Consider the following 20,260-nt stretch of genomic DNA (forward strand, 5'->3'; position numbering starts at 1 on the left):
CGTTTTCGAAGCGTCAGGCGCCGGCGGGGAAGTCCGCGGAGCGGCTGACGCCGGCCCACCGCTGGGCCTCGGCGGCGCGTTCGCGGGATGACTTCTCGGCCATCTCGACGGCGCCGGCCCCGAGTAGCAGGCGCAGCGGGGCGTCCTCGGCGGCAACCACATCCAGGATGATCCGAGCGGCCCGGGCCGGGTCTCCGGGCTGGGCGCCGTCGGTGGTCTCCCGTTACGGTTCATCACGCCGACCGTCGCCTCGTAGTCGGGGCCGACCGAGCTGCGTTTCATCGACGAACCCTGCCAGTCGGTCCGAAATGCCCCGGGTTCCACGATGAGCACCTTCACGCCGAACGGTTTCGCCTCGGCCGCCAGGACTTCGGAGAATCCCTCGACGGCGAACTTTGCTGCCTGATACGCGCTCAGCCCCGGCGTGCCACCGACGCGACCTCCGACGGAGGAGAACTGCACGAAGCAGCCGCTGCGTTGCTCGCGCAGGATCGGCAGTGCCGCGCGGGTGACGTTGACGACGCCGAAGAAGTTGGCTTCGATCTGCTGTCGGAAGTCCTCGTCGTCCATTTCCTCGATCGGGACGCTGTTGGCGTAGCCGGCGTTGTTCACCACCACGTCGAGGCCCCCGAACTCGTCGACGGCGACAGCGACCGCGGAACGGGCGGCCGCGGCGTCGGTGACGTCCAGGGCGACCGTCCGAACCCGGTCGCCGTACGTGCCGACCACGTCGGTCAGCTGTTCGGGCTGCCGGGCGGTGGCGACCAGATTATCGCCGGCGTCGAGGATCGCTGTCGCGAGTTCCCTGCCGAAACCGCGTGAGCTTCCGGTGACGAGCCACGTCTTCGCCATGGTGTCTTCCCTCCCGTGTGCTTGCAACTGACTGGTTGATGCTGACGAAATCCATGGAACACCTGCCGAGGGAAACTGTCATTCGGCATCGCCGGGGCGCGGGTCGACCGCATCGCCCTGGCCGCCAAGGCGAACAAATCGATGATCTACGCGTACTTCGGCGACAAGGGGCAGCTGTTCGACGCGGTCTTCGCCGCCCACGTGGTGGCCTTCACCGAGCGGGTGCGGTTCGACGCCACCGATCTCCCGGGTTACGCGGGGCGCTCGTTCGACCTGTACGAGAACAACCCGGCGACGCTCCGGCTCGCCACCTGGTACCAGCTCGAGCGGCCCGACGGTGAACCACTGCAGGTGGTGGCCGCGTCCAACCGGTCGAAGCTCGCCGACATCGAGCGAGCGCAGAGAAGTGGTGTGCTGCCAACCCGATTCGAGCCCGTGGAACTGCTCGCCGTCGTCCGGTCCGTCGCGATGTCCTGGCACACGCAGACTCCGGAACTCGGCGCCTCGGCCCCCGCGGACCGAGCCCGCCGACGCCAGGTGGTCGTCGACTCCGTGCGCCTTCTCGTCGGCGCCTGAGGCTCGCCACGCTACGGCCGCGTAAACACTCGTCGTATTCAGATCACAGTAAGGTCACGAGCCTTTCTGGACGGATCGCGAAAGCCGCCGGACCGCTAGCGTCTGATCCCACAGCGGACGCCAACTCGGGTGGCGCCCGCACTCAGGTGATCTAAGGAGAGTTTGGATGGCTAAACGGACCCTCGTGCGGGCGGCCGCGGTTCTCGGCGCGGCATCACTCGCACTGGCAGGTTGTAGTTCGGACAGTGGCGACGACTCCGCGAGTGGGAGTGACAGCTCTGCCTCGGCCACCACTGTTTCCACCGACTGCACGCCCGAAGAGGCGGCGGCAGCGGGTGCCCCGTCGACGGCGCCGCTGAAGATCGGCACCCTGCTTCCCGACACGGGAAGCCTCTCCTTCCTCGGACCGCCGATGGTGGCGGGCACCCAGCTCGGCGTCAATGACGTCAATGCGGCCGGTGGGGTTCTCGGCCAGCCCGTCCAACTGATTCCCGGCGACTCGGGCGACACCACCACCGACACGGCGAACACCACCGTGGACCGGGAACTGGCCGCGGGCACCCAGGTGATCATCGGTGCGGCGTCGTCCTCGGTGTCGCTGAAGGTCATCGACAAGGTGTCCAGCGCCGGCGTCGTGATGTTCTCCCCGGCCAACACGTCCGACCAGTTCGTCTGCTACCCGGACAAGGGCCAGTACTTCCGCACCGCTCCCACCGACGTGTTGCAGGCTCAGGCTGTGTCGCAACTCATCTCGGACGACGGCGGCCAGCGCGTGTCCATCCTGGCCCTCAACGACCCGTACGGAACCGGGCTCGCCGACAACATCCAGAAGAACCTCGTCGACGCGGGCATCCCCGAGGATCAGATCCAGAAGATCATCTACGACCCCAACGCGCAGTCGTTCAACTCGGAGGTCGACCAGGTCAAGGACTTCGCCCCCGACGCCGTCGCGGTGGTCGGATTCGAGGAGTCGGCGAAGATCATCACCCGTATGCACGAGGTCGGCATCGGCCCGTCCGACGGCATGAAGGTCTACGGCGTGGACGGCAACATGGGTAACGCGCTCGGCGAGTCGGTGGCCCCACCGCTGCTCGACGGAATGCAGGGCACCACGCCCCTCACCGACGTCGGTCCGGCCTTCCAGGATCGCCTCAAGGGCATCAACCCGGGGTTGATCGACTTCAACTACGCCGGTGAATCCTACGACGCCGTGGTCGTTGCCTCGCTCGCCGCGGAAGCCGCGAAGTCGACGGCCGGTCGCGACATCGCCGCGAACATCAACGCCGTCACCGAGGGTGGCACTCCGTGCACGTCGTACCAGGAGTGCCTGCCGCTCGTGCAGGCCGGCACGGACGTCGACTACAACGGCATCACCGGCAAGCTCGACTTCACCGCCGCAGGCGAGCCGTCCATCGGTTCGTACGGCAAGCTGAAGTTCGGTGCCGACAACAAGCTGACGACGGACGGATACATCGTCGTCGGCGGGTGATCGCACTCACCTGAAACGGACTGTGGGCCAGGGAAACCTGGCCCACAGTCGTGTCCGGAACTGCCGGACCTACTTCTTCTCCTGGCGTCCCGCGAGGGTCCCGAGGTACAGCTCGATCACCTTCGGGTCGTGCATCAGGTTGGGGCCCGAGTCGGTGTAGGCGTTTCGGCCCTGGTCCAGGACGTACCCGCGGTCGCAGATCTGCAGGCACCGGCGGGCGTTCTGCTCGACCATGATCACCGAGACGCCCGCCGCGTTGATCCTCTTGCAGCGGATGAACACCTCGTCCTGGAACATCGGGGAGAGTCCGGCGGACGGTTCGTCGAGCAGCAGCACGGACGGATCCATCATCAGTGCCCGGCCCATGGCGACCATCTGCCGTTCACCGCCGGACAGGGCGCCCGCCTTCACCTTCTTCCGCTCGACGAGCAGCGGGAAGAGGTCGCCGACGAACGCGAATCGCTCCGCGAAGAGCTTGGGGCGCAGATACATCCCCATCTCGAGATTCTCCTCGATGGTGAGCGACGGAAAGACGTTCTGCGTCTGCGGGACGTACCCGACGCCCTTCTGCACGAGAACGTGGGCCGGCTTCGACGTGATGTCCTCACCGCGCAGGGTCACCGATCCTTCACGCACCGGTATCAGCCCGAACAGTGACTTGAGGAGCGTGGACTTCCCGGCGCCGTTGGGGCCGATGATGCCGACGATCTCACCCTCGCGCAGGAAGAAGTTGCATTCGCGGAGGATGTTGACGCCGGGGATGTAGCCGGCCACCACGCCGTCCGCGCGGACGAGGGCACCCTCGGCGAGCCGGGCATGCTCCTCGGGTGTGGCCGCGAATTCCGCTGGGGTCGGTTCGGTCATGGGTTCTCACGCCTCAGCTCGGTGATGTCGGGTTCGGAGAGGTCGCCGCCGGTCTCGAGGGTTTCGGCCTCGGCGTTCTCGAGTGCCTCGGCCAGAACGGCCGTCGCGCCCACCGGATTTCCCTCGTCGTCGAACTCGAGTGCCTGATCGTGGTGGCTGCCCAGGTAGGCGTCGACCACCGCGTTGTTGGACGAGAGCTGCTCCGGTGTGGACTCGGCGATCACACTGCCTTGCGCCATCACCACCACCCAGTCGCTGATGTCGCGGATGACGTCCATGTCGTGTTCGACGAACACGACGGTCATGCCTTCGTCCCGAAGCGATTTGATGTGGCCGAGCAGGCTCTGGGTGAGTGCCGGGTTCACGCCGGCCATCGGCTCGTCGAGCATCACCACTGTCGGCTCGGTCATCAGCGCCCGCGCCATCTCGAGCAGCTTGCGCTGACCGCCGGACAGCGAGCCCGCGAGGTCGTCGGACTTGGTGTCGAGTTTGAACCGCGCGAGCAGCTCGTTGGCTCGTTCGGTGACGGCCCGTTCCTGCGCCTTCCACGTCCACGGCAGAAGCGTGTTGAAGATCCGCTCGCCTCGTTGCCCGGTGGCGCCGAGCCGCACGTTGTCGAGCACCGTGAGCTTCGACAGCGCCTTGGTGAGCTGGAACGTGCGGACGACGCCGCGGCGAGCCACCTGGTGCGGATACATCCGGCCCAGGGACTGGCCGTCCATCGCCCACGTGCCGCTGTCCGGCCGGTCGAAACCGGTGAGCAGGTTGAACAGGGTGGTCTTGCCTGCGCCGTTCGGACCGATCAGTCCGGTGATGCAGCCGCGCTGAATCTCCAGATGTGCCACGTCGACGGCCTTGAGCCCGCCGAACGTCCGGGACACGTTGTCGACCACGAGGATCGGGTCGGGTTTCGGTGCGCCGGGGGAGTGCGGGACGTCGGTGAAGATGGAGGCCCGTTCCTCGGCGGTGAGCACGGTGTCGGTCTGCAGTTGATCCGGCAGTCTGTGGTCAGGCATTGAGCTGCACCTCCCGCTTGTTGCCCAGTATGCCCTGTGGCCGGAAGACCATCAGCACCGCGATCATGATGCCGAGCAGGACGAACCGCATGGCCCCGACCTGCTGTTCCGTCAGCGGCAGCAGCGGCTCCGGCCCGGAGATGGCCTGCCGCAACAGGGCGTCCGGGATGGCCAGCAGGAACCAGAACAGCATCGCCCCGACCACCGGTCCGAAGACCGTCGCCGCGCCGCCGAGGATGAGGGCGCCGAACGCGAAGAACGTCTGCGCGGTGGAGTAGAAGTCGGGGTTGATCGACTTGGTCTGCAGTGCGTTGAACACGCCGCCGAGTCCGCCGATCATGCCGCCGAGGACCAGCGCCTGCATCTTGTAGACGAAGACGTTCTTGCCGAGCGCGCGTGCGGCGTCCTCGTCTTCGCGGACGGCCTTGAGGACGCGGCCCCACGGACTGTGCGTCAGGAGGTACACGAACCCGCACAGCACCAGGACGAGCGTCCATCCGACGACCATCGACCAGAGGTCGTCGCCGTAGAACTTCACGCCGAGGAAGTTGTACTGCTTACCCGAGTCGAACGGGCTGAGCGTCGTGAACGGGTCCGCGAAGCCGAACAGGCCGTTGGTGGATCCGGTGATCGAATCCGAAGCGGTGGAGCGGAATATCAGCCGCAGGATTTCGGACGCGGCGATCGTGACGATGGCGAGGTAGTCGGCCCGCAACCGCAGCGTCGGGATACCGAGGACGACGGCCAAGAGGCCGGCCGCGGCGAGACCGACGAGGATGCCGACCCACAGTGGCTGCTCGTAGGTGACGGTCATGATCCCGACGCCGTAGCCGCCGAGGAGTGCGAAACCGATCTGACCGAAGTTCAGCAGTCCGGCGTAGCCGAAGTGCAGATTGAGGCCGATCGCGAGCAGCGCGTAGAAGATCGCGGACGGGCCGATCAGCTGGGCGAGCGAGACCTGGAGTGCTCCTGTGATGTCCATGCCCTCACCCGATCCTTTGCCGGCTGCCGAGAATGCCCTGAGGCCGGACGACCAGGATGACGATCAAGATGAGCAGTCCTCCGATGTACTTGAGGTCGGGGTTGATCACCAGCGTCGACAGCTGGACGAGCAGACCGACGATCACACAGCCGAGCAGTGCGCCGTAGGCGGTGCCGAGTCCACCGAGCGTGATGCCGGCGAACATCAGCAGCAGGAGTTTGAAGCCCATTTCCCACTGCACGCGGCCGCCGAGTTCGGAGATGCCGAACAGGACGCCGCCGAGCGCGGCGAGACCGCCTCCGAGACCCCACACGAAGCGGATCACGCGTTCGACGTCGATGCCGGAGGACGCGGCCAGGTCGCGGTTGTCGGACACCGCGCGCATGGCCTTGCCGATGCGCGTCTTCTGCAGCAGCAGGGCCACTCCGACGAGAACGACGAGACTGATTGCGATGCTCACGAGGTTGGCGTCGGTGATCGCGATCGGACCCCAGTGCCTCTCCACCTGGGCCTGGTAGTCGACGAACGGCTCCGCGCGATCGGAGAAGAAGATCAGGATCAGGTAGCGCAGGGAGATCGCGAGTCCGATCGACACCACCAGCTGCGCTATCAGGCCGGTCTTGCGTTTTCGCAGCGGTTTCCAGATCGCGGCGTTGTTCAGCAGACCTATCAGGATTCCCACGAAGACCGCGAGGATCGTGGCCGGGATCAGCTGCACACCGAACGTCACGTTGATCACCCACGCCGCGACCGCGCCGAGGGTGACGAGTTCGCCGTGCGCGAAGTTCGTCAGGCCGGTGGTGCCGTAGATCAGGCTCAGCCCGACACCGGCGATGGCGATGACGAGGCCGAACCGGAGTCCGTCGATAGTCTGGCGAATCAGCTTCTCGTAGAACGGGACCGCGGAACCGGTGCGGGCCTCGCCGAACGAGAAGATCACCGTGTTGGTGCGACCGGCCACCACTTCCCGCTGCACGGTGCCCTGCACGCTGACGTCGTCGGGAAGCGAGTCCGCCACGATCTCGAACGTGTACGTGCCGGGCGCGACCTGGACTTCCCAGCGGCCGTTCGACTCCGACGTCGCCTTCGCCACCTCGTTGCCCGACGAATCGAGAGCGCGCACCTCGACGTCGGCGAGCCGTTCGCCGGCGTTGTTCAGATTGCCGCTGACCCGCACCGCGTTCTCCGGGGGCGCCGGTTGCCCGCTCGTCGCGGGCGGTGGGGGCGGCGGGGTGGGTTCCTGCGCCGCCGCGGGACCGCCGAAAGCGATCGCCGCGACGAGGCCGAGCAGGACGAGGACGAACGCACGGCCGAGTTGCCGGGTGACCGACCCTCGCCTCGTGCGTTTCCTCGCGGATTTCGGTCGCGTACTCACTGCTGCGAGTCGCTTCCTCACGGTTGGGGCCACGCAGGTCCTCCGGGGACGTGTAGATCGGTCAGGAACGTGCTGCGACGGACTCGACTACCGCCCGTGCCGCAATTTCCGGACTCTAACGGCTCCGGTCGCGCGAAATGGGGTTCTCGGATTTCCGGCACGTTTCGGTTGGGTATCGAACCATCCGGCTGATCGGTGTCGGATCCGCTCCCTAGACTGGGCAACCGTGAGCCCTGCAACCACCCCCCGGTCCACCACGTCCCCCGCGTCCGGCGCAGCCGCGTCGTCCGACGATCGCCCCACCCTGATGCTGCTCGACGGCCATTCGCTGGCCTTCCGTGCGTTCTACGCCCTGCCCGCCGAGAACTTCAAGACGCACAGCGGTCAGGTCACCAACGCCGTCTACGGGTTCACGTCGATGTTGATCAACCTGCTGCGCGACGAACAGCCCAGCCACGTGGCGGCGGCGTTCGACGTGTCCAGGCAGACGTTCCGGGCCGAGAAGTTCCCCGAGTACAAGGCCAATCGCAGCAAGGCTCCGGACGAGTTCAAGGGGCAGGTCGAGATCACCAAGGACGTCCTCGGGGCCCTCGGCATCCCGGTGATGGCCGAAGAAGGCTTCGAGGCCGACGACATCATCGCCACGCTCACCACCCAGGCCGAGGCGCTCGGGTACCGCGTCCTCGTGGTGACCGGCGACCGGGACTCGCTCCAGCTGGTCACCGACGGGGTGACGGTGCTCTACCCGAAGAAGGGCGTCTCGGACCTCACCCGGTTCACGCCGGCGGCCGTCGAGGAGAAGTACGGGCTCACACCTGCGCAGTACCCCGACTTCGCGGCATTGCGCGGCGACCCGAGCGACAACCTGCCGGGCATCCCGGGTGTGGGGGAGAAGACCGCCACCAAGTGGATAAAGGAGTACGGCGATCTCGTCGGCCTGGTCGACAACGTCGACAAGGTCCGCGGCAAGGTCGGTGACGCGCTGCGGGAGAACCTCCCGAACGTTCTGCTCAACCGGGAACTGACCGAGATGGTGCGCGACGTCCCGCTGCCGTACACCCCGGACCAGCTGATGCTCGCGCAATGGGATCGGGAGAAGATCCACGCGCTGTTCGACGACCTCGAGTTCAAGGTGCTGCGCGACCGGCTGTTCGCGACGTTGGCCCCTGTCGAAGCGGAGGCGGAGGAGGGCTTCGAGGTGCGCGGGGGCGCGCTCGATCCCGGAGCGGTCGCGGACTGGCTGTCGGCGCACGCGTCGACGGGCGAGCGATCCGGCGTGTCGGTGGTCGGCACCCGCACCCCGTACGGCGGTGACGTGACGGCGATCGCCATCGCGGCCGCAGACGGCGAGGGCGCCTACATCGCCACCGCGTCCGCCACCCCGGAGGACGAGAAGGCGCTCGGCAACTGGCTCGCGGACGCGGGTCAGCCGAAGGCCCTGCACGAGGCCAAGTGGGCGATGCACGCGCTGCGCGGACGCGGCTGGGTGCTCGGCGGTCTCACCAGCGACACCGCGCTGGCGGCCTACCTGGTGCGCCCCGGACAGCGGACGTTCAACCTCGACGACCTGTCGCTGCGGTACCTGCGCAGGGAGCTGCGGGTGGAGGAGACCGGCCAGGAGCAGCTGTCGCTGCTCGACGACGCCGACCAGGTCGACGCGGAAGCCGCCGAGACCGAAATTCTCAGCGCCCGCGCCGTCCTCGACCTCGCGGCCGCGCTCGACACCGAACTCGAAAACATCGAATCGACGGCTCTGCTGTCCGAGATGGAGTTGCCGCTGCTGGAGGTGCTGGCCGTCATCGAGGCGTCCGGTATCGCCGTCGACGGCACCCACCTGCACGACCTGCAGAGCCGTTTCGCGGCCGAGGTCTCCGAGGCGGCGGAGGCGGCCTACGGGGTCATCGGCAAGCAGATCAACCTCGGGTCACCCAAGCAGCTGCAGGTCGTGCTGTTCGACGAGCTGGAGATGCCCAAGACGAAGAAGACGAAGACCGGGTACACCACGGACGCCGAGGCGTTGCAGAACCTGTTCGAGAAGACGTCGCACCCGTTCCTCGAGCACCTGCTCGCGCACCGCGACGCGACGCGGCTGAAGGTGACCGTCGACGGCCTGCTGAAGACGGTCGCCGAGGACGGGCGGATCCACACGACGTTCAACCAGACCGTCGCGGCCACCGGCCGGTTGTCGTCGACCGAGCCCAACCTCCAGAACATCCCGGTGCGCACCGACGCGGGCCGTCAGATCCGGGACGGTTTCGTCGTCGGCGAGGGCTACGACACGCTGCTCACGGCCGACTACAGCCAGATCGAGATGCGGATCATGGCCCACGTTTCCGGTGACGAGGGACTGATCGAGGCGTTCAACACCGGAGAAGACCTGCACAGCTTCGTCGGCGCGCGTGCCTTCGGCGTGCCGATCGAGGAGGTCACGCCGGAGCTGCGCCGCCGCGTGAAGGCGATGTCCTACGGGCTGGCGTACGGGCTGAGCGCGTTCGGTCTGGCCGCCCAGCTCAAGATCTCGACCGAAGAGGCCAAATCACAGATGGAGGCGTACTTCGCCCGGTTCGGCGGGGTACGCGATTACCTGCACGAGGTCGTGGAACAGGCCCGCAAGGACGGCTACACGTCCACGCTGTACGGGCGTCGCCGCTACCTTCCCGACCTCACGAGCGACAACCGCCAGCGGCGGGAGGTCGCCGAGCGCGCCGCGCTCAACGCCCCCATCCAGGGCACGGCCGCCGACATCATCAAGGTCGCGATGATCAACGTGCAGCGTTCGCTGCGCGAGGCGGGTCTGAGGTCGCGGATGCTGCTGCAGGTCCACGACGAACTCGTGCTCGAGGTCGTCGACTCGGAACGGGAACAGGTCGAACAGCTGGTCCGCGACAAGATGTCCTCGGCCATCGAGCTGTCGGTGCCGCTGGACGTGTCCGTCGGCACCGGTCGCAGTTGGGACGCCGCCGCACACTAGGCGGCGGCGGTCCTCCGCCCTATTCGGCCGGCGCCTGCTCGGCGATCTGCTTGCGCACCTCGTCCATGTCGAGGGCCTTGACCTGCGTGAGAAGATCCTCGAGCGCCGCAGGCGGCAGCGCACCCGGCTGGCTGAACACCAGCACACCCTCACGGAACGCCATGATGGTCGGGATCGACCGGATGTTCGCGGCGGCGGCGATGCCCTGTTCCGCCTCGGTGTCGACCTTGGCGTGCACGACGTCCGGGTGCTGCTCCGACGAGGCCTCGAAGGTGGGCGCGAAGGAGCGGCACGGTCCGCACCACGATGCCCAGAAGTCGACCAGAACGACGTCGTTGCCGGTCACGGTCTCGTCAAAGTTCTGCTGAGTCAGAGTCTTGGTGGCCACGAGGGTCCTTTCGTTCGATGACTGCTCTGCGTGTGCAACGCCGCGCCGCCGTCGATTCTTCCCTGCGGCGTCGTCAGCCGGTGCGCTCCGTGTCCCGGAACGTGCGGCGGTACGCCTGCGGGGTGGTGTGGCGCAGCCGCAGGAAATGCTGCCTCAGGACGGGGCCGCCGCCGAAGCCGACCCGTTCGGCGATCACGTCCACCGAGAGGTCCGAGTTCTCCAGGAGGTGCTGCGCGGCCAGCACCCGCTGATCGCTGAGCCATCGGGCGGGGGTGGTCCCGGTCTCGGCCTGGAACCGCCGCGCGAACGTGCGGGGAGACATGTTGGCCTTGGCCGCCACCGCGGTCACCGACAGGTCGAGGGCGAGGTGCTCGGTCATCCAGTCGAGCAGCGGTCCGAGCGTGTCGATCGTCGTCGACGGCAGCGGCATCGCCACGTACTGCGCCTGACCGCCGTCCCGGTGCGGCGGGACCACCATGCGCCGCGCGATCCCGTTGGCCACCCGGCTGCCCTGTTCCTTGCGCACGATGTGCAGGCACAGGTCGATACCCGCGGCGGTGCCCGCGCTGGTCAGGACGGGATCGTCGTCGACGTACAGGACGTTCGGGTCGACCGTGGCCGCCGGGTGGAGGTCGGCGAGCCGCTGGGCGTGCCGCCAGTGGGTGGTGCATTTGCGCCCGTCCAGCAGTCCGGCCGCACCGAGCACGAAGGCGCCGCTGCACAGGCTGGCAACCTTGGCGCCCCGGTCCACCGCGGCCCGCAGTTTGTCGAGGAGGGGGTCCATGCACGGATCGGGGTCCTTCGCGCAGACGAAGGTGCCGTCCGCCTCGGCGTAGGTTCCGCCCGCGGGAACGACGATGAGGTCGGCGTCGTCGAGCCGGTCGAGGTCGTACGGGACGTCGATGCCGTATCCGAATCGGGTGCGGATGGGTTCCCGTGAGCCGGCGACGAGGGAGAATTCGTAGGTGGGAAGTCCGTCGTCGGATCGGTCGAATCCGAACACCTCGCAGGCGACTCCGAGCTCGAACGCCTCGGTGAGCGGCATGAGCGGTACGACGACTTTTTTCAGCACCACCCGAGTATGGCAGAAATACGATCATCAAAGTCGTTTCTGCCACTTTTCCTCGTAGGCTGATGATACGAGGCTGAAGACATGACAATCCTGGTCGTGGTACTCCTCGTGTTCCTGGCGCTCGACGCGCTGGCGCTCGCCGGCCGCACGCCCGACACGCACAACGAAGTCATCCAGCACGGGGACTTCCGCTTTTGAGAGGGAATCTGGCGGTCCAGTACGCGGGCACGGCGCTCGCCTGGGGCGCAAGTTTCCTCTTCATCAAGGTCGGGCTCGAGGGCCTGTCCTTCACGCAGGTCGTGCTGTGGCGACTCGTGTTCGGGGCGGTGACCCTCGGTGCCGTCCTCGGACTCACCCGGACACGGTTGCCGCGCGAAGCGGCGACGTGGGCGCACCTGTCGGTACTGGCGGTCGCCCAGTGTGTGGTGCCGTGGTTGCTGTTCAGCTGGGCCGAGCAGAGCATCAGTTCGGGCCTGGCCAGCATCTACAACGCGACCACACCGCTCATGACGATGTCGGTGGCCCTGGCGTTCCTGCCGGGGGAGAAGCTCACGGACGCAAAGCTGTTCGGCCTCCTGCTCGGTTTCACGGGGGTGGTCGTGGTGCTGGCGCCGTGGCAGGCGGGGATCATCGGTAGCGTTCCCGCCCAGCTCGCGTGCCTCGGCGCCACCGCGTCGTACGGTGTGGCACTGGTCTACCTGAGACGGTTCATCCTTCCGCGGGGCGTCGGCACACCCACCATCGCGTTCATGCAGGTGTCGATCGCCGCTGCCGCGATGGTCGTCGTCACCCCGTGGGTCGCGAGCACGCCGATGCACCTGACCCCCGCGATCGTCGCGTCGATGGTCGGGCTCGGGGCGTTCGGCACCGGGCTGGCGTTCGTGTGGAACACGAACGTGGTGCGCGGCTGGGGGCCCACCGCGGCCTCCACCGTCACCTACCTGACCCCGGTGGTCGGCGTCGTGCTCGGCGCGGTCGCACTCGACGAGCACATCTCCTGGAACCAGCCCGTCGGGGCACTCGCGGTGATCGCGGGAATCGTCGTCACTCAACGGTCTTCGCGCAAGGCCGCCCAGACGGTCGCCGCGGATGCACCGTGATCACGGCGGCGCCGTGACCACCCACTCGCGTTTGGCGTCCCCGTCCCACCGGCGCACCACCGACGCGCGGCCGATGATGTCGCCACCGTCGAGCAAGCGCGCAGCCTCCGCGATCTGATCGGCCGGCAGTCGCCGCGCGAGAGTCACGTGCGGCGTCCACTCGCCCGGGCGGATGTGCGGCGTGATTTCCGTGGCATGCGCCGCGAGATCGAACACGCTGTGGTGCAGGGCCAGCAGGGCCTTCGACGGCACCACCAAACGGGACAGCGTGACGTGCCTGCCGCCGAACATCACGAGCCCGCCCAGCCGGATGTGGAACGACGGCGTCGCGATCCGGCGGCCCAGCAATTCGTCGATCTCGGGCGGGATGTGGCGCGCCACGAACAGGGTGATGTGGGGCCTATTCGATTCGGCGCGAACGCGAGTGCGGCTGGGCATCCCGGCATCCCACAGGCGTTGCCACTCCGCGCGCACGGCAACGTCGGTCGCTTCGTCGAACAGCAGTTCCACCGACTGGACCATGGTAGGCAATGATGGCCTCATGAGCGGTGCTACGGCAAACATTTCCGATACCCGGATCGGGGTGCTCCTCGGCGACGGCATCGGTCACGAGATCGTTCCGGCAACCCAGCGGGTGGTGTCGGCCGCGTTGACTGCGGCGGGAGGCGGCGACGTCGACTGGGTGGAACTGCCCCTCGGCCTGGGCGCCATCGAGTCGCACGGAACGCCGATTCCCGATTCCACGCTCTCCGCGCTGGACGAACTCGACGCCTGGATCCTGGGCCCGCACGACAGCGCCGCCTACCCGGAACCGTTCCGCGGCCGGCTGACCCCCGGCGGGGTGGTGCGCAAGAAATTCGACCTCTTTGCAAACATCCGCCCCGCGCGCTCGCTCGAGGGCGTCGCCTCGACGGTTCCGGACATGGACCTGGTGATCGTCCGGGAGAACACCGAAGGGTTGTACGCGGACCGGAACATGTTCGCCGGCAGCGGCGAGTTCATGCCGACGCCCGACGTGGCCCTGGCGGTCGGCGTCGTGACGAGGAGGGCGTGTGAGCGCATCGCGCACACCGCATTCGCGCTGGCGCGCACGCGCGGCCGCCACGTCACGATCGTGCACAAGGCCAACGTCCTGTCGATGACGACCGGACTGTTCCGCGACGTCTGCCGGGAGGTGGGGGAGAGCGACTACCCGGACGTGCGGATCGACGACGAGCACGTCGACGCCATGACCGCGCATCTCGTTCGCAGGGGACGCGACTTCGATGTCGTGGTGACGGAGAACATGTTCGGCGACATCCTGTCGGACCTGACGGGTGAGTTGTCCGGGTCACTCGGCACGGCCCCGTCGATCAACATTTCCGAGACCAAGGTGATGGCGCAGGCGGCGCACGGAGCCGCCCCCGACATAGCGGGACGCAACCGGGCCAATCCCACGGCGCTGATGCTGTCGGCCGCGATGATGCTGGAGTGGCTCGGCGACCGCCGTGCGGACCGGCATCTGGGCGGCGCTGCCCACCGGATCCGCGACGCGGTCCGTGCGACGATCGCATCCGGAGTCGCCACGGCTGACCTGGGTGGACTCGCGTCGACCAGTGAATTCACCGCGACGGTCCTCGCGCGGACACTCCGTCGCTGAAACCGCCGCCACGGGCCGGGACAGGCCGTTAATGTTCGGTAACGACGTCCGCAGATGCGGGTGCCGTAACCTACCGTTCGACTATTCGGAGTTCGAGAGTTCTCCGTCGCCGTAGCTCGCTCGCTGTACCACGATTTCCTTGGAGGACATGCCAGTGTCTGGTCGATCTGTCTTCGCGCGAGGCCGAGTGGCCCGCACCATCTGTGCACTGGCGGGTGGCAGCGCTCTGCTGCTCGCCGGATGCGCCAGCAACACCGAGGGCGGTGGTACGCCTTCCGGAGAAGAGACCGTCGCCGTGGAAGTCGACAAGGTGGATGCCATCGCGGCGACACTGCCCGAGAAGATCGCCTCGTCCGGCAAGATCATCGTCGGTGTCAATATTCCGTACTCGCCCAACGAGTTCAAGGATCCGAGCGGCAAGATAGTCGGCTTCGACGTCGACCTCGTGGATGCCGTGGGCAAGGTGCTCGGCGTGACACCGCAGTACACCGAGGCGGACTTCGACAAGATCATCCCGTCGATCCAGGCGGGCAGCTACGACATGGGTATGTCGTCGTTCACGGACACCAAGGAACGCGAGCAGTCGGTCGACTTCACCACCTACTTCAGCGCCGGAGTGCAGTGGGCGCAGCCCGCCGGTAAGTCCGTCGACCCCACCAACGCGTGCGGCCTGCGGGTCGGCGTGCAGACCACCACCATCGAGGATCTCGAGGAGGTGCCCGCCAAGAGCGCGGCGTGCGTCGCGGCAGGTAAGCCGCCCATCGAGATCGTGAAGTTCGACAGCCAGGACGACGCCGCCAACGCCGTCGCCCTCGGCAAGGTCGATGCGATGTCCGCCGATTCGCCCGTCACCGCGTACGCGATCAAGCAGAGCGACGGCAAGATCGAGGCCGCGGGCGAGGTCTTCGACGCCGCGCCGTACGGCTGGCCCGTCGCGAAGGGTTCGCCGCTCGCGCAGACCCTCCAGCAGGCGTTGCAGCACCTCATCGACGACGGCACCTACCGGACGATCGCGGAGAACTGGGGTGTCGAGGCGGGCGTCATCACCACGTCCCAGATCAACGGCGCCACGAGCTGAGCGGTTGACGAGTGTCTGACGTGGAGAAGGCTCCGGACCGGTCCGGCACCGAGACGGGGCAGGAACCGGAACCGATCAAGGCGATCCCGCTGCGGCGTCCCGGCCGCTGGATCGCCGCGATCGTCGTCGGTCTGCTGCTGGCGCTGTTCGTCAACGGTGCGCGTACCAACGAGGCGTACCGCTGGGATATCTACGCCCGCTATCTGTTCGATGCACGGATCTCGGCCGCGGCGTGGAACACCATCCAGCTGACGATCCTGTCGATGGCGATCGCGATCATCCTGGGTGTCGTCCTCGCCGTCATGCGGCTGTCGCCGAACCCGGTGCTGAAGGCGGCGTCGTGGGGTTACCTGTGGATTTTCCGCGGGACCCCGGTCTACGTGCAGTTGGTGTTCTGGGGACTGTTCCCGTCCATCTACAAGCAGCTGGATCTGGGAATCCCGTTCATCCACCAGTTCGTGCACATCGACCTGCAGGGAATCAACGCGGCGTTCCTGTTCGCGGTGATCGGGCTGGGACTCAACGAGGCCGCGTACATGGCCGAGATCGTCCGTGCCGGCGTGAACTCGGTCGCCGAGGGGCAGACCGAGGCGTCGGTGGCGCTCGGTATGACGTGGTCGCAGACGATGCGGCGCACGATCTTGCCGCAGGCCATGCGAGTGATCATCCCGCCCACGGGCAATGAGCTGATCAGCATGCTGAAGACGACGTCGCTGGTCACCGCGGTGCCGTACAGCCTGGAGTTGTACGGACGTGCCAGAGACATCTCGGGTGCGAACTTCCAGCCCATCCCGCTGCTGATGGTGGCCGCCACCTGGTACCTCGCCATCACCAGCCTGCTCATGATCGGCCAGTTCTACCTGGAGCGGTATTACTCGAAGGGTGCGTCCCGCAAGCTCACCCCGCGGCAACTGCAGGCGCTCGCCGACGCGCAGGGTAAACCGCTGGTGATCGAACCCGGGCCCGAGACCTTGCCCGACACACCCGGAGGGGAACGACGATGACGCCGATGGTCAAGGCGGAGCGGGTCTGCAAGAACTTCGGGGCGCTGAAGGTACTCAAGGGCGTGTCGCTGGAGATCGACTCCGGCCAGGTCCTGTGCCTGGTCGGGCCGTCGGGCTCGGGGAAGTCGACGTTCCTGCGGTGCATCAACCACCTCGAGCAGGTCAACGCAGGGCGGCTGTACGTCGACGGTGAGATCGTCGGGTACTCCGAGCGGGGCGGAAAGCTCTACGAACTCCACCCCAGGGCTGCCGCGAAGCAGCGCCGCGACATCGGGATGGTCTTCCAGCACTTCAACCTCTTCCCGCACCGGACGGCACTCGAAAACATCATCGAGGCGCCCATCCAGGTGAAGAGGCTGAGCAAGAAGAAGGCGCTCGAGCGGGGACGGGATCTTCTCGAGCAGGTGGGTCTGAGCGAGAAGGCGGACGCGTACCCGGCGCAGCTGTCGGGTGGTCAGCAGCAGCGCGTCGCGATCGCCCGTGCGCTGGCGATGGACCCCAAGCTGATGCTGTTCGACGAGCCGACGTCCGCCCTCGACCCGGAGCTGGTCGGGGAGGTGCTGACCGTGATGAAGGATCTCGCGGCAGGCGGAATGACGATGGTCGTCGTCACGCATGAGATGGGCTTCGCACGCGAGGTGGCCGACCAGCTCGTCTTCATGGACGCCGGCGTCGTCGTGGAATCGGGCAACCCCCGCGAGCTGCTCGCCAATCCGCAACACGACCGCACCAAGTTGTTCTTGTCGAAGCTGCTGTAATGGCCTCCGGCCCCGTGAGTACTTGTCAACCGCGGGCGGTTAACAAGTACTCACGGGTTTGCGGCAGCTGAAGATGGCGGTGCCGGGGAAGATCTGCCCCCGCAGCGGGCTCCACTGCCCCCATTCGCGGTCGAGCCACTCGGGCCACTCCGGCTCGATGATGTCGCGCACCTCCAGGCCTGCCGCCACGATCTCGCGCACCCGGTCGCCGATGGTCCGGTGGTGCTCGACGTAGGTGGGGACGCCGTCGCCGTCGATCTCCACGTAGGGCGTGCGGTCGAAGTAGGGGAGCGACGCGGTGAGCCCGCGCGGGCCCGGATCGTCCGGGAAGATCCAGCGGATCGGATGGTTGACGGCGAACACCCACAGCCCGCCCGGACGAAGAACCCGGGCGACCTCACACATCACCTGCTGTGAGTCCGCCACGAACGGAACTGCTCCAAAGGCCGAACATGCGATGTCGAAGCTCGCGTCGGCAAAGGGGAGGTGTTCGGCTCCCGCATGAACGAGCGGCACGGTCGCGCCGCCCGCCTGCATGGCCTCGACCCCGCGGGTCAGCATCGACATGGACAGATCGAGCCCGACCGCCCGGGCGCCCCGGCCGGCGAGCCACCGCGCGCAGGGCGCGGAACCGCAGCCCACCTCGAGGACGTCCTTGCCCGCCACGTCACCGAGAAGGTGGTAGTCGCCCTCGTGGACTCCCTCCGGACACCAGACGAACTCACCCTCGGACGAGTCCACGCCGAGGAACTCGCCGTGGGTGCGGTGGTAGTCGTCCGCATCGGCGTCCCACCAGGCACGGCTCGCGCGTTCGCTGGACTCGGAATCGACGCGGACGCGGCTCACCCCGGACGTTCCGAGGACACTGTTGGCGGTGCCGTGACGGTCGTCTTCGGGGGAGAGAGGAGAATCGGACGGGCGAGGATCGGGCATGGGCAACAGAGTAGAGCGTGGGAACGTGCCCGGGTTTGCCCAGCTTGCCCCGGGGCGCGTAGCCTATTGCACGCGAGTGTCTATGTGTGCGGCATCGGATTCGGTTCAGTTCGAGTTTGTTCGGTTCCAGTCGGGTGTCGTTCACTGCGCTTGCGGTGATCTGATTCGGCGAAATGCTTCGTCGATTCAGGTCGCTTGTCCGACAAAACACCATCAACCGACCACAACCCGTCCGGAGCAACTCAACATATGCCCTCCACCACCGTGACCTCGCCGCAGGTAGCCGTAAACGACATCGGCTCCGCCGAGGACTTCCTCGCCGCCATCGACGCAACGATCAAGTACTTCAACGATGGCGACATCGTCGAAGGCACCATCGTCAAGGTCGATCGTGACGAGGTCCTGCTCGACATCGGTTACAAGACCGAAGGCGTCATCCCTTCCCGTGAGCTCTCCATCAAGCACGACGTCGACCCCAACGAGGTCGTCTCCGTGGGCGATGAGGTCGAAGCTCTCGTCCTCACCAAGGAGGACAAGGAAGGCCGACTGATCCTGTCGAAGAAGCGCGCTCAGTACGAGCGCGCCTGGGGCACCATCGAGGAGCTCAAGGAGAAGGACGAGGCCGTCAAGGGCACCGTCATCGAGGTCGTCAAGGGCGGCCTGATCCTCGACATCGGCCTGCGTGGCTTCCTCCCCGCTTCGCTCGTCGAGATGCGCCGTGTCCGCGATCTGCAGCCGTACGTCGGCAAGGAGATCGAGGCCAAGATCATCGAGCTCGACAAGAACCGCAACAACGTCGTCCTCTCGCGCCGTGCATGGCTCGAGCAGACGCAGTCCGAGGTTCGCAGCGAGTTCCTGCACCAGCTCCAGAAGGGCCAGGTCCGCAAGGGCGTCGTGTCCTCCATCGTCAACTTCGGTGCCTTCGTGGACCTGGGTGGCGTCGACGGCCTGGTGCACGTTTCCGAGCTGTCCTGGAAGCACATCGACCACCCGTCCGAGGTTGTCGAGGTCGGCACCGAGGTCACCGTCGAGGTTCTCGACGTCGACCTGGACCGCGAGCGCGTCTCCCTGTCGCTCAAGGCCACCCAGGAAGACCCGTGGCGCCAGTTCGCCCGCACGCACGCTATCGGCCAGATCGTGCCCGGCAAGGTCACGAAGCTGGTTCCGTTCGGTGCCTTCGTGCGCGTCGAAGAGGGAATCGAAGGCCTCGTCCACATCTCCGAGCTGGCCGAGCGCCACGTGGAGGTCCCGGACCAGGTTGTCGGCGTCAACGACGATGCACTCGTCAAGGTCATCGACATCGACCTCGAGCGTCGTCGTATCTCGCTGTCGCTGAAGCAGGCCAACGAGGACTACAACGCCGAGTTCGATCCGTCCAAGTACGGCATGGCGGACAGCTACGACGAGCAGGGCAACTACATCTTCCCCGAGGGCTTCGATCCCGAGACCAACGAATGGCTCGAGGGCTTCGACAAGCAGCGTGAAGAGTGGGAGAACCGCTACGCCGAGGCTGAGCGTCGTCACAAGATGCACACCGCTCAGATGGAGAAGACCGCTGCAGACGAGGCCGCCGAGGCTGCCACCGCTGCTGCCGGCTACTCCTCCGAGTCGGGTGCCGGCGAGGCCGACGCCGCTGCGCCGTCCAGCTCCTCGTCGTCCGAGTCTGCGGGCGGATCGCTCGCCAGCGACGCACAGCTCGCCGCTCTGCGCGAGAAGCTGTCGGGCAACGCCTAGCAAGTCCGCCTGACTCGTCAGGCAAAGCCGAAGACCCCGCTCCTGCCTTGCAGGGGCGGGGTCTCGTCGTTGCCGGGGCATGTCGAACATGACTGTGGCCCAACCTCTTCGGAGGTCGGGCCACAGTGGTGTCGGGTGAGGCGGGTGCTCAGTTCGCGGTGGCGGGAATCCAGTAACCGGACGACGACTGCACCTCGGCACGCTTGCGCATCGTTGCGAAGCTGTGCCTGCCGTGGCTGATGAGTGCCGTGAGCCACGTCCGGCGATGGTCGGCGAGCGCGGAGGCCACCTCGGGGATCTCGATGCAATGCACCCCGCCCGGAATGCCGAGGCGGTGCCGACCGAACTGGTTGCGGTGATCGCGCATGGCGTTCCTCTTCTTCGAGAAGGTGCAGGTCGGGTGCGTTCGCTAGAACATAACCGACCGTG

General features: G+C 66.9%; 18 protein-coding genes and 1 pseudogene. 9 read left to right on the forward strand and 10 right to left on the reverse strand.

The genetic code is table 11. The features are described 5' to 3' along the window. Window positions 1–13: 13 nt before the first annotated feature. A pseudogene (locus ACFWAY_RS23865) lies at window positions 14–852 on the reverse strand (oxidoreductase). An 87-nt stretch (window positions 853–939) separates the two neighbouring features. Between ACFWAY_RS23865 and ACFWAY_RS23870 the strand changes: the two are divergent. Together ACFWAY_RS23870 and ACFWAY_RS23875 are read left to right on the forward strand one after the other, a co-directional pair. Continuing rightward, entirely contained in the window at window positions 940–1,428 is a 489-nt protein-coding gene (locus ACFWAY_RS23870) for a TetR family transcriptional regulator (RefSeq protein WP_378459072.1), read from the forward strand. A 166-nt stretch (window positions 1,429–1,594) separates the two neighbouring features. Further along, the gene (locus ACFWAY_RS23875; RefSeq protein WP_378452485.1) at window positions 1,595–2,917 is read left to right on the forward strand and encodes an ABC transporter substrate-binding protein; all 1,323 of its coding nucleotides are present in this window, start codon (window positions 1,595–1,597) and stop codon (window positions 2,915–2,917) included. A gap of 69 nt (window positions 2,918–2,986) precedes the next feature. Here ACFWAY_RS23875 and ACFWAY_RS23880 read toward each other — a convergent pair whose 3' ends face one another. The 4 genes from ACFWAY_RS23880 to ACFWAY_RS23895 are packed head-to-tail and all read right to left on the reverse strand — an operon-like array spanning window position 2,987 to window position 7,154. Continuing rightward, on the reverse strand, window positions 2,987–3,781 hold the full coding sequence (locus ACFWAY_RS23880; protein WP_378452484.1) for an ABC transporter ATP-binding protein: 795 nt from the start codon (window positions 3,779–3,781) through the stop codon (window positions 2,987–2,989). After that, window positions 3,778–4,797, reverse strand: a complete 1,020-nt coding sequence (locus tag ACFWAY_RS23885) for an ABC transporter ATP-binding protein (protein ID WP_378452483.1) — start codon at window positions 4,795–4,797, stop codon at window positions 3,778–3,780. The genes ACFWAY_RS23880 and ACFWAY_RS23885 overlap by 4 nt, the downstream gene beginning before the upstream one ends. Continuing rightward, entirely contained in the window at window positions 4,790–5,779 is a 990-nt protein-coding gene (locus ACFWAY_RS23890; protein ID WP_378452482.1) for a branched-chain amino acid ABC transporter permease, read from the reverse strand. The genes ACFWAY_RS23885 and ACFWAY_RS23890 overlap by 8 nt, the downstream gene beginning before the upstream one ends. 4 nt (window positions 5,780–5,783) lie before the next feature. Then, window positions 5,784–7,154 carry a branched-chain amino acid ABC transporter permease gene (locus ACFWAY_RS23895; RefSeq protein WP_378452481.1) on the reverse strand — a complete coding sequence of 457 codons (1,371 nt, stop codon included), beginning with the start codon at window positions 7,152–7,154 and terminating at the stop codon, window positions 5,784–5,786. 226 nt (window positions 7,155–7,380) lie between these two features. On the opposite strand from ACFWAY_RS23895, the gene polA reads away from it, so the two are divergent. Beyond that, window positions 7,381–10,125, forward strand: coding sequence for a DNA polymerase I (gene polA, locus ACFWAY_RS23900; protein ID WP_378512396.1), 2,745 nt, complete (start codon window positions 7,381–7,383; stop codon window positions 10,123–10,125). A 19-nt stretch (window positions 10,126–10,144) separates the two neighbouring features. On the opposite strand, the gene trxA is transcribed toward polA, so the two are convergent. Together trxA and ACFWAY_RS23910 are read right to left on the reverse strand one after the other, a co-directional pair. Further along, complete coding sequence (gene trxA / locus ACFWAY_RS23905; protein ID WP_005260388.1) at window positions 10,145–10,513, reverse strand: thioredoxin; 369 nt, start codon at window positions 10,511–10,513, stop codon at window positions 10,145–10,147. Window positions 10,514–10,586: 73 nt separating this feature from the next. Then, window positions 10,587–11,585 (reverse strand): helix-turn-helix domain-containing protein, encoded by a 999-nt coding sequence (locus tag ACFWAY_RS23910; protein WP_378452479.1) that lies wholly within the window; start codon window positions 11,583–11,585, stop codon window positions 10,587–10,589. A 194-nt stretch (window positions 11,586–11,779) separates the two neighbouring features. Here ACFWAY_RS23910 and ACFWAY_RS23915 point away from each other — a divergent pair, with 194 nt between their 5' ends. Continuing rightward, window positions 11,780–12,685, forward strand: coding sequence for a DMT family transporter (locus ACFWAY_RS23915; RefSeq protein WP_378452478.1), 906 nt, complete (start codon window positions 11,780–11,782; stop codon window positions 12,683–12,685). On the opposite strand, the gene ACFWAY_RS23920 is transcribed toward ACFWAY_RS23915, so the two are convergent. Beyond that, the gene (locus ACFWAY_RS23920; RefSeq protein WP_378452477.1) at window positions 12,686–13,207 is read right to left on the reverse strand and encodes a 2'-5' RNA ligase family protein; all 522 of its coding nucleotides are present in this window, start codon (window positions 13,205–13,207) and stop codon (window positions 12,686–12,688) included. A gap of 19 nt (window positions 13,208–13,226) precedes the next feature. Between ACFWAY_RS23920 and ACFWAY_RS23925 the strand changes: the two genes are divergently transcribed. From ACFWAY_RS23925 to ACFWAY_RS23940, 4 genes are all read left to right on the forward strand, one after another. Beyond that, the gene (locus ACFWAY_RS23925; protein WP_378512397.1) at window positions 13,227–14,324 is read left to right on the forward strand and encodes an isocitrate/isopropylmalate dehydrogenase family protein; all 1,098 of its coding nucleotides are present in this window, start codon (window positions 13,227–13,229) and stop codon (window positions 14,322–14,324) included. Between the two features lie 148 nt (window positions 14,325–14,472). After that, window positions 14,473–15,402, forward strand: a complete 930-nt coding sequence (locus tag ACFWAY_RS23930) for an ABC transporter substrate-binding protein (RefSeq protein ID WP_378512398.1) — start codon at window positions 14,473–14,475, stop codon at window positions 15,400–15,402. 20 nt (window positions 15,403–15,422) lie between these two features. Further along, window positions 15,423–16,406: an amino acid ABC transporter permease gene (locus ACFWAY_RS23935; protein WP_378452594.1), complete on the forward strand. Its 984-nt coding sequence runs from the start codon at window positions 15,423–15,425 to the stop codon at window positions 16,404–16,406. Beyond that, complete coding sequence (locus ACFWAY_RS23940) at window positions 16,403–17,164, forward strand: amino acid ABC transporter ATP-binding protein (RefSeq protein ID WP_378452474.1); 762 nt, start codon at window positions 16,403–16,405, stop codon at window positions 17,162–17,164. Before ACFWAY_RS23935 ends, ACFWAY_RS23940 begins: the two co-directional genes overlap by 4 nt. A 39-nt stretch (window positions 17,165–17,203) precedes the next feature. Here the strand turns inward: ACFWAY_RS23940 and ACFWAY_RS23945 are convergent, their stop codons facing one another. Beyond that, on the reverse strand, window positions 17,204–18,097 hold the full coding sequence (locus ACFWAY_RS23945) for a class I SAM-dependent methyltransferase (protein ID WP_378452473.1): 894 nt from the start codon (window positions 18,095–18,097) through the stop codon (window positions 17,204–17,206). Between the two features lie 249 nt (window positions 18,098–18,346). On the opposite strand from ACFWAY_RS23945, the gene rpsA reads away from it, so the two are divergent. Beyond that, the gene (gene rpsA, locus ACFWAY_RS23950) at window positions 18,347–19,831 is read left to right on the forward strand and encodes a 30S ribosomal protein S1 (RefSeq protein ID WP_378452472.1); all 1,485 of its coding nucleotides are present in this window, start codon (window positions 18,347–18,349) and stop codon (window positions 19,829–19,831) included. Between the two features lie 148 nt (window positions 19,832–19,979). On the opposite strand, the gene ACFWAY_RS23955 is transcribed toward rpsA, so the two are convergent. After that, complete coding sequence (locus tag ACFWAY_RS23955) at window positions 19,980–20,198, reverse strand: hypothetical protein (protein ID WP_378452471.1); 219 nt, start codon at window positions 20,196–20,198, stop codon at window positions 19,980–19,982. Window positions 20,199–20,260: the final 62 nt, after the last annotated feature.

The sequence above is a fragment of the Rhodococcus sp. NPDC059968 genome (genome assembly GCF_042738615.1).
Taxonomy (GTDB): Bacteria; Actinomycetota; Actinomycetes; order Mycobacteriales; family Mycobacteriaceae; genus Rhodococcus_F.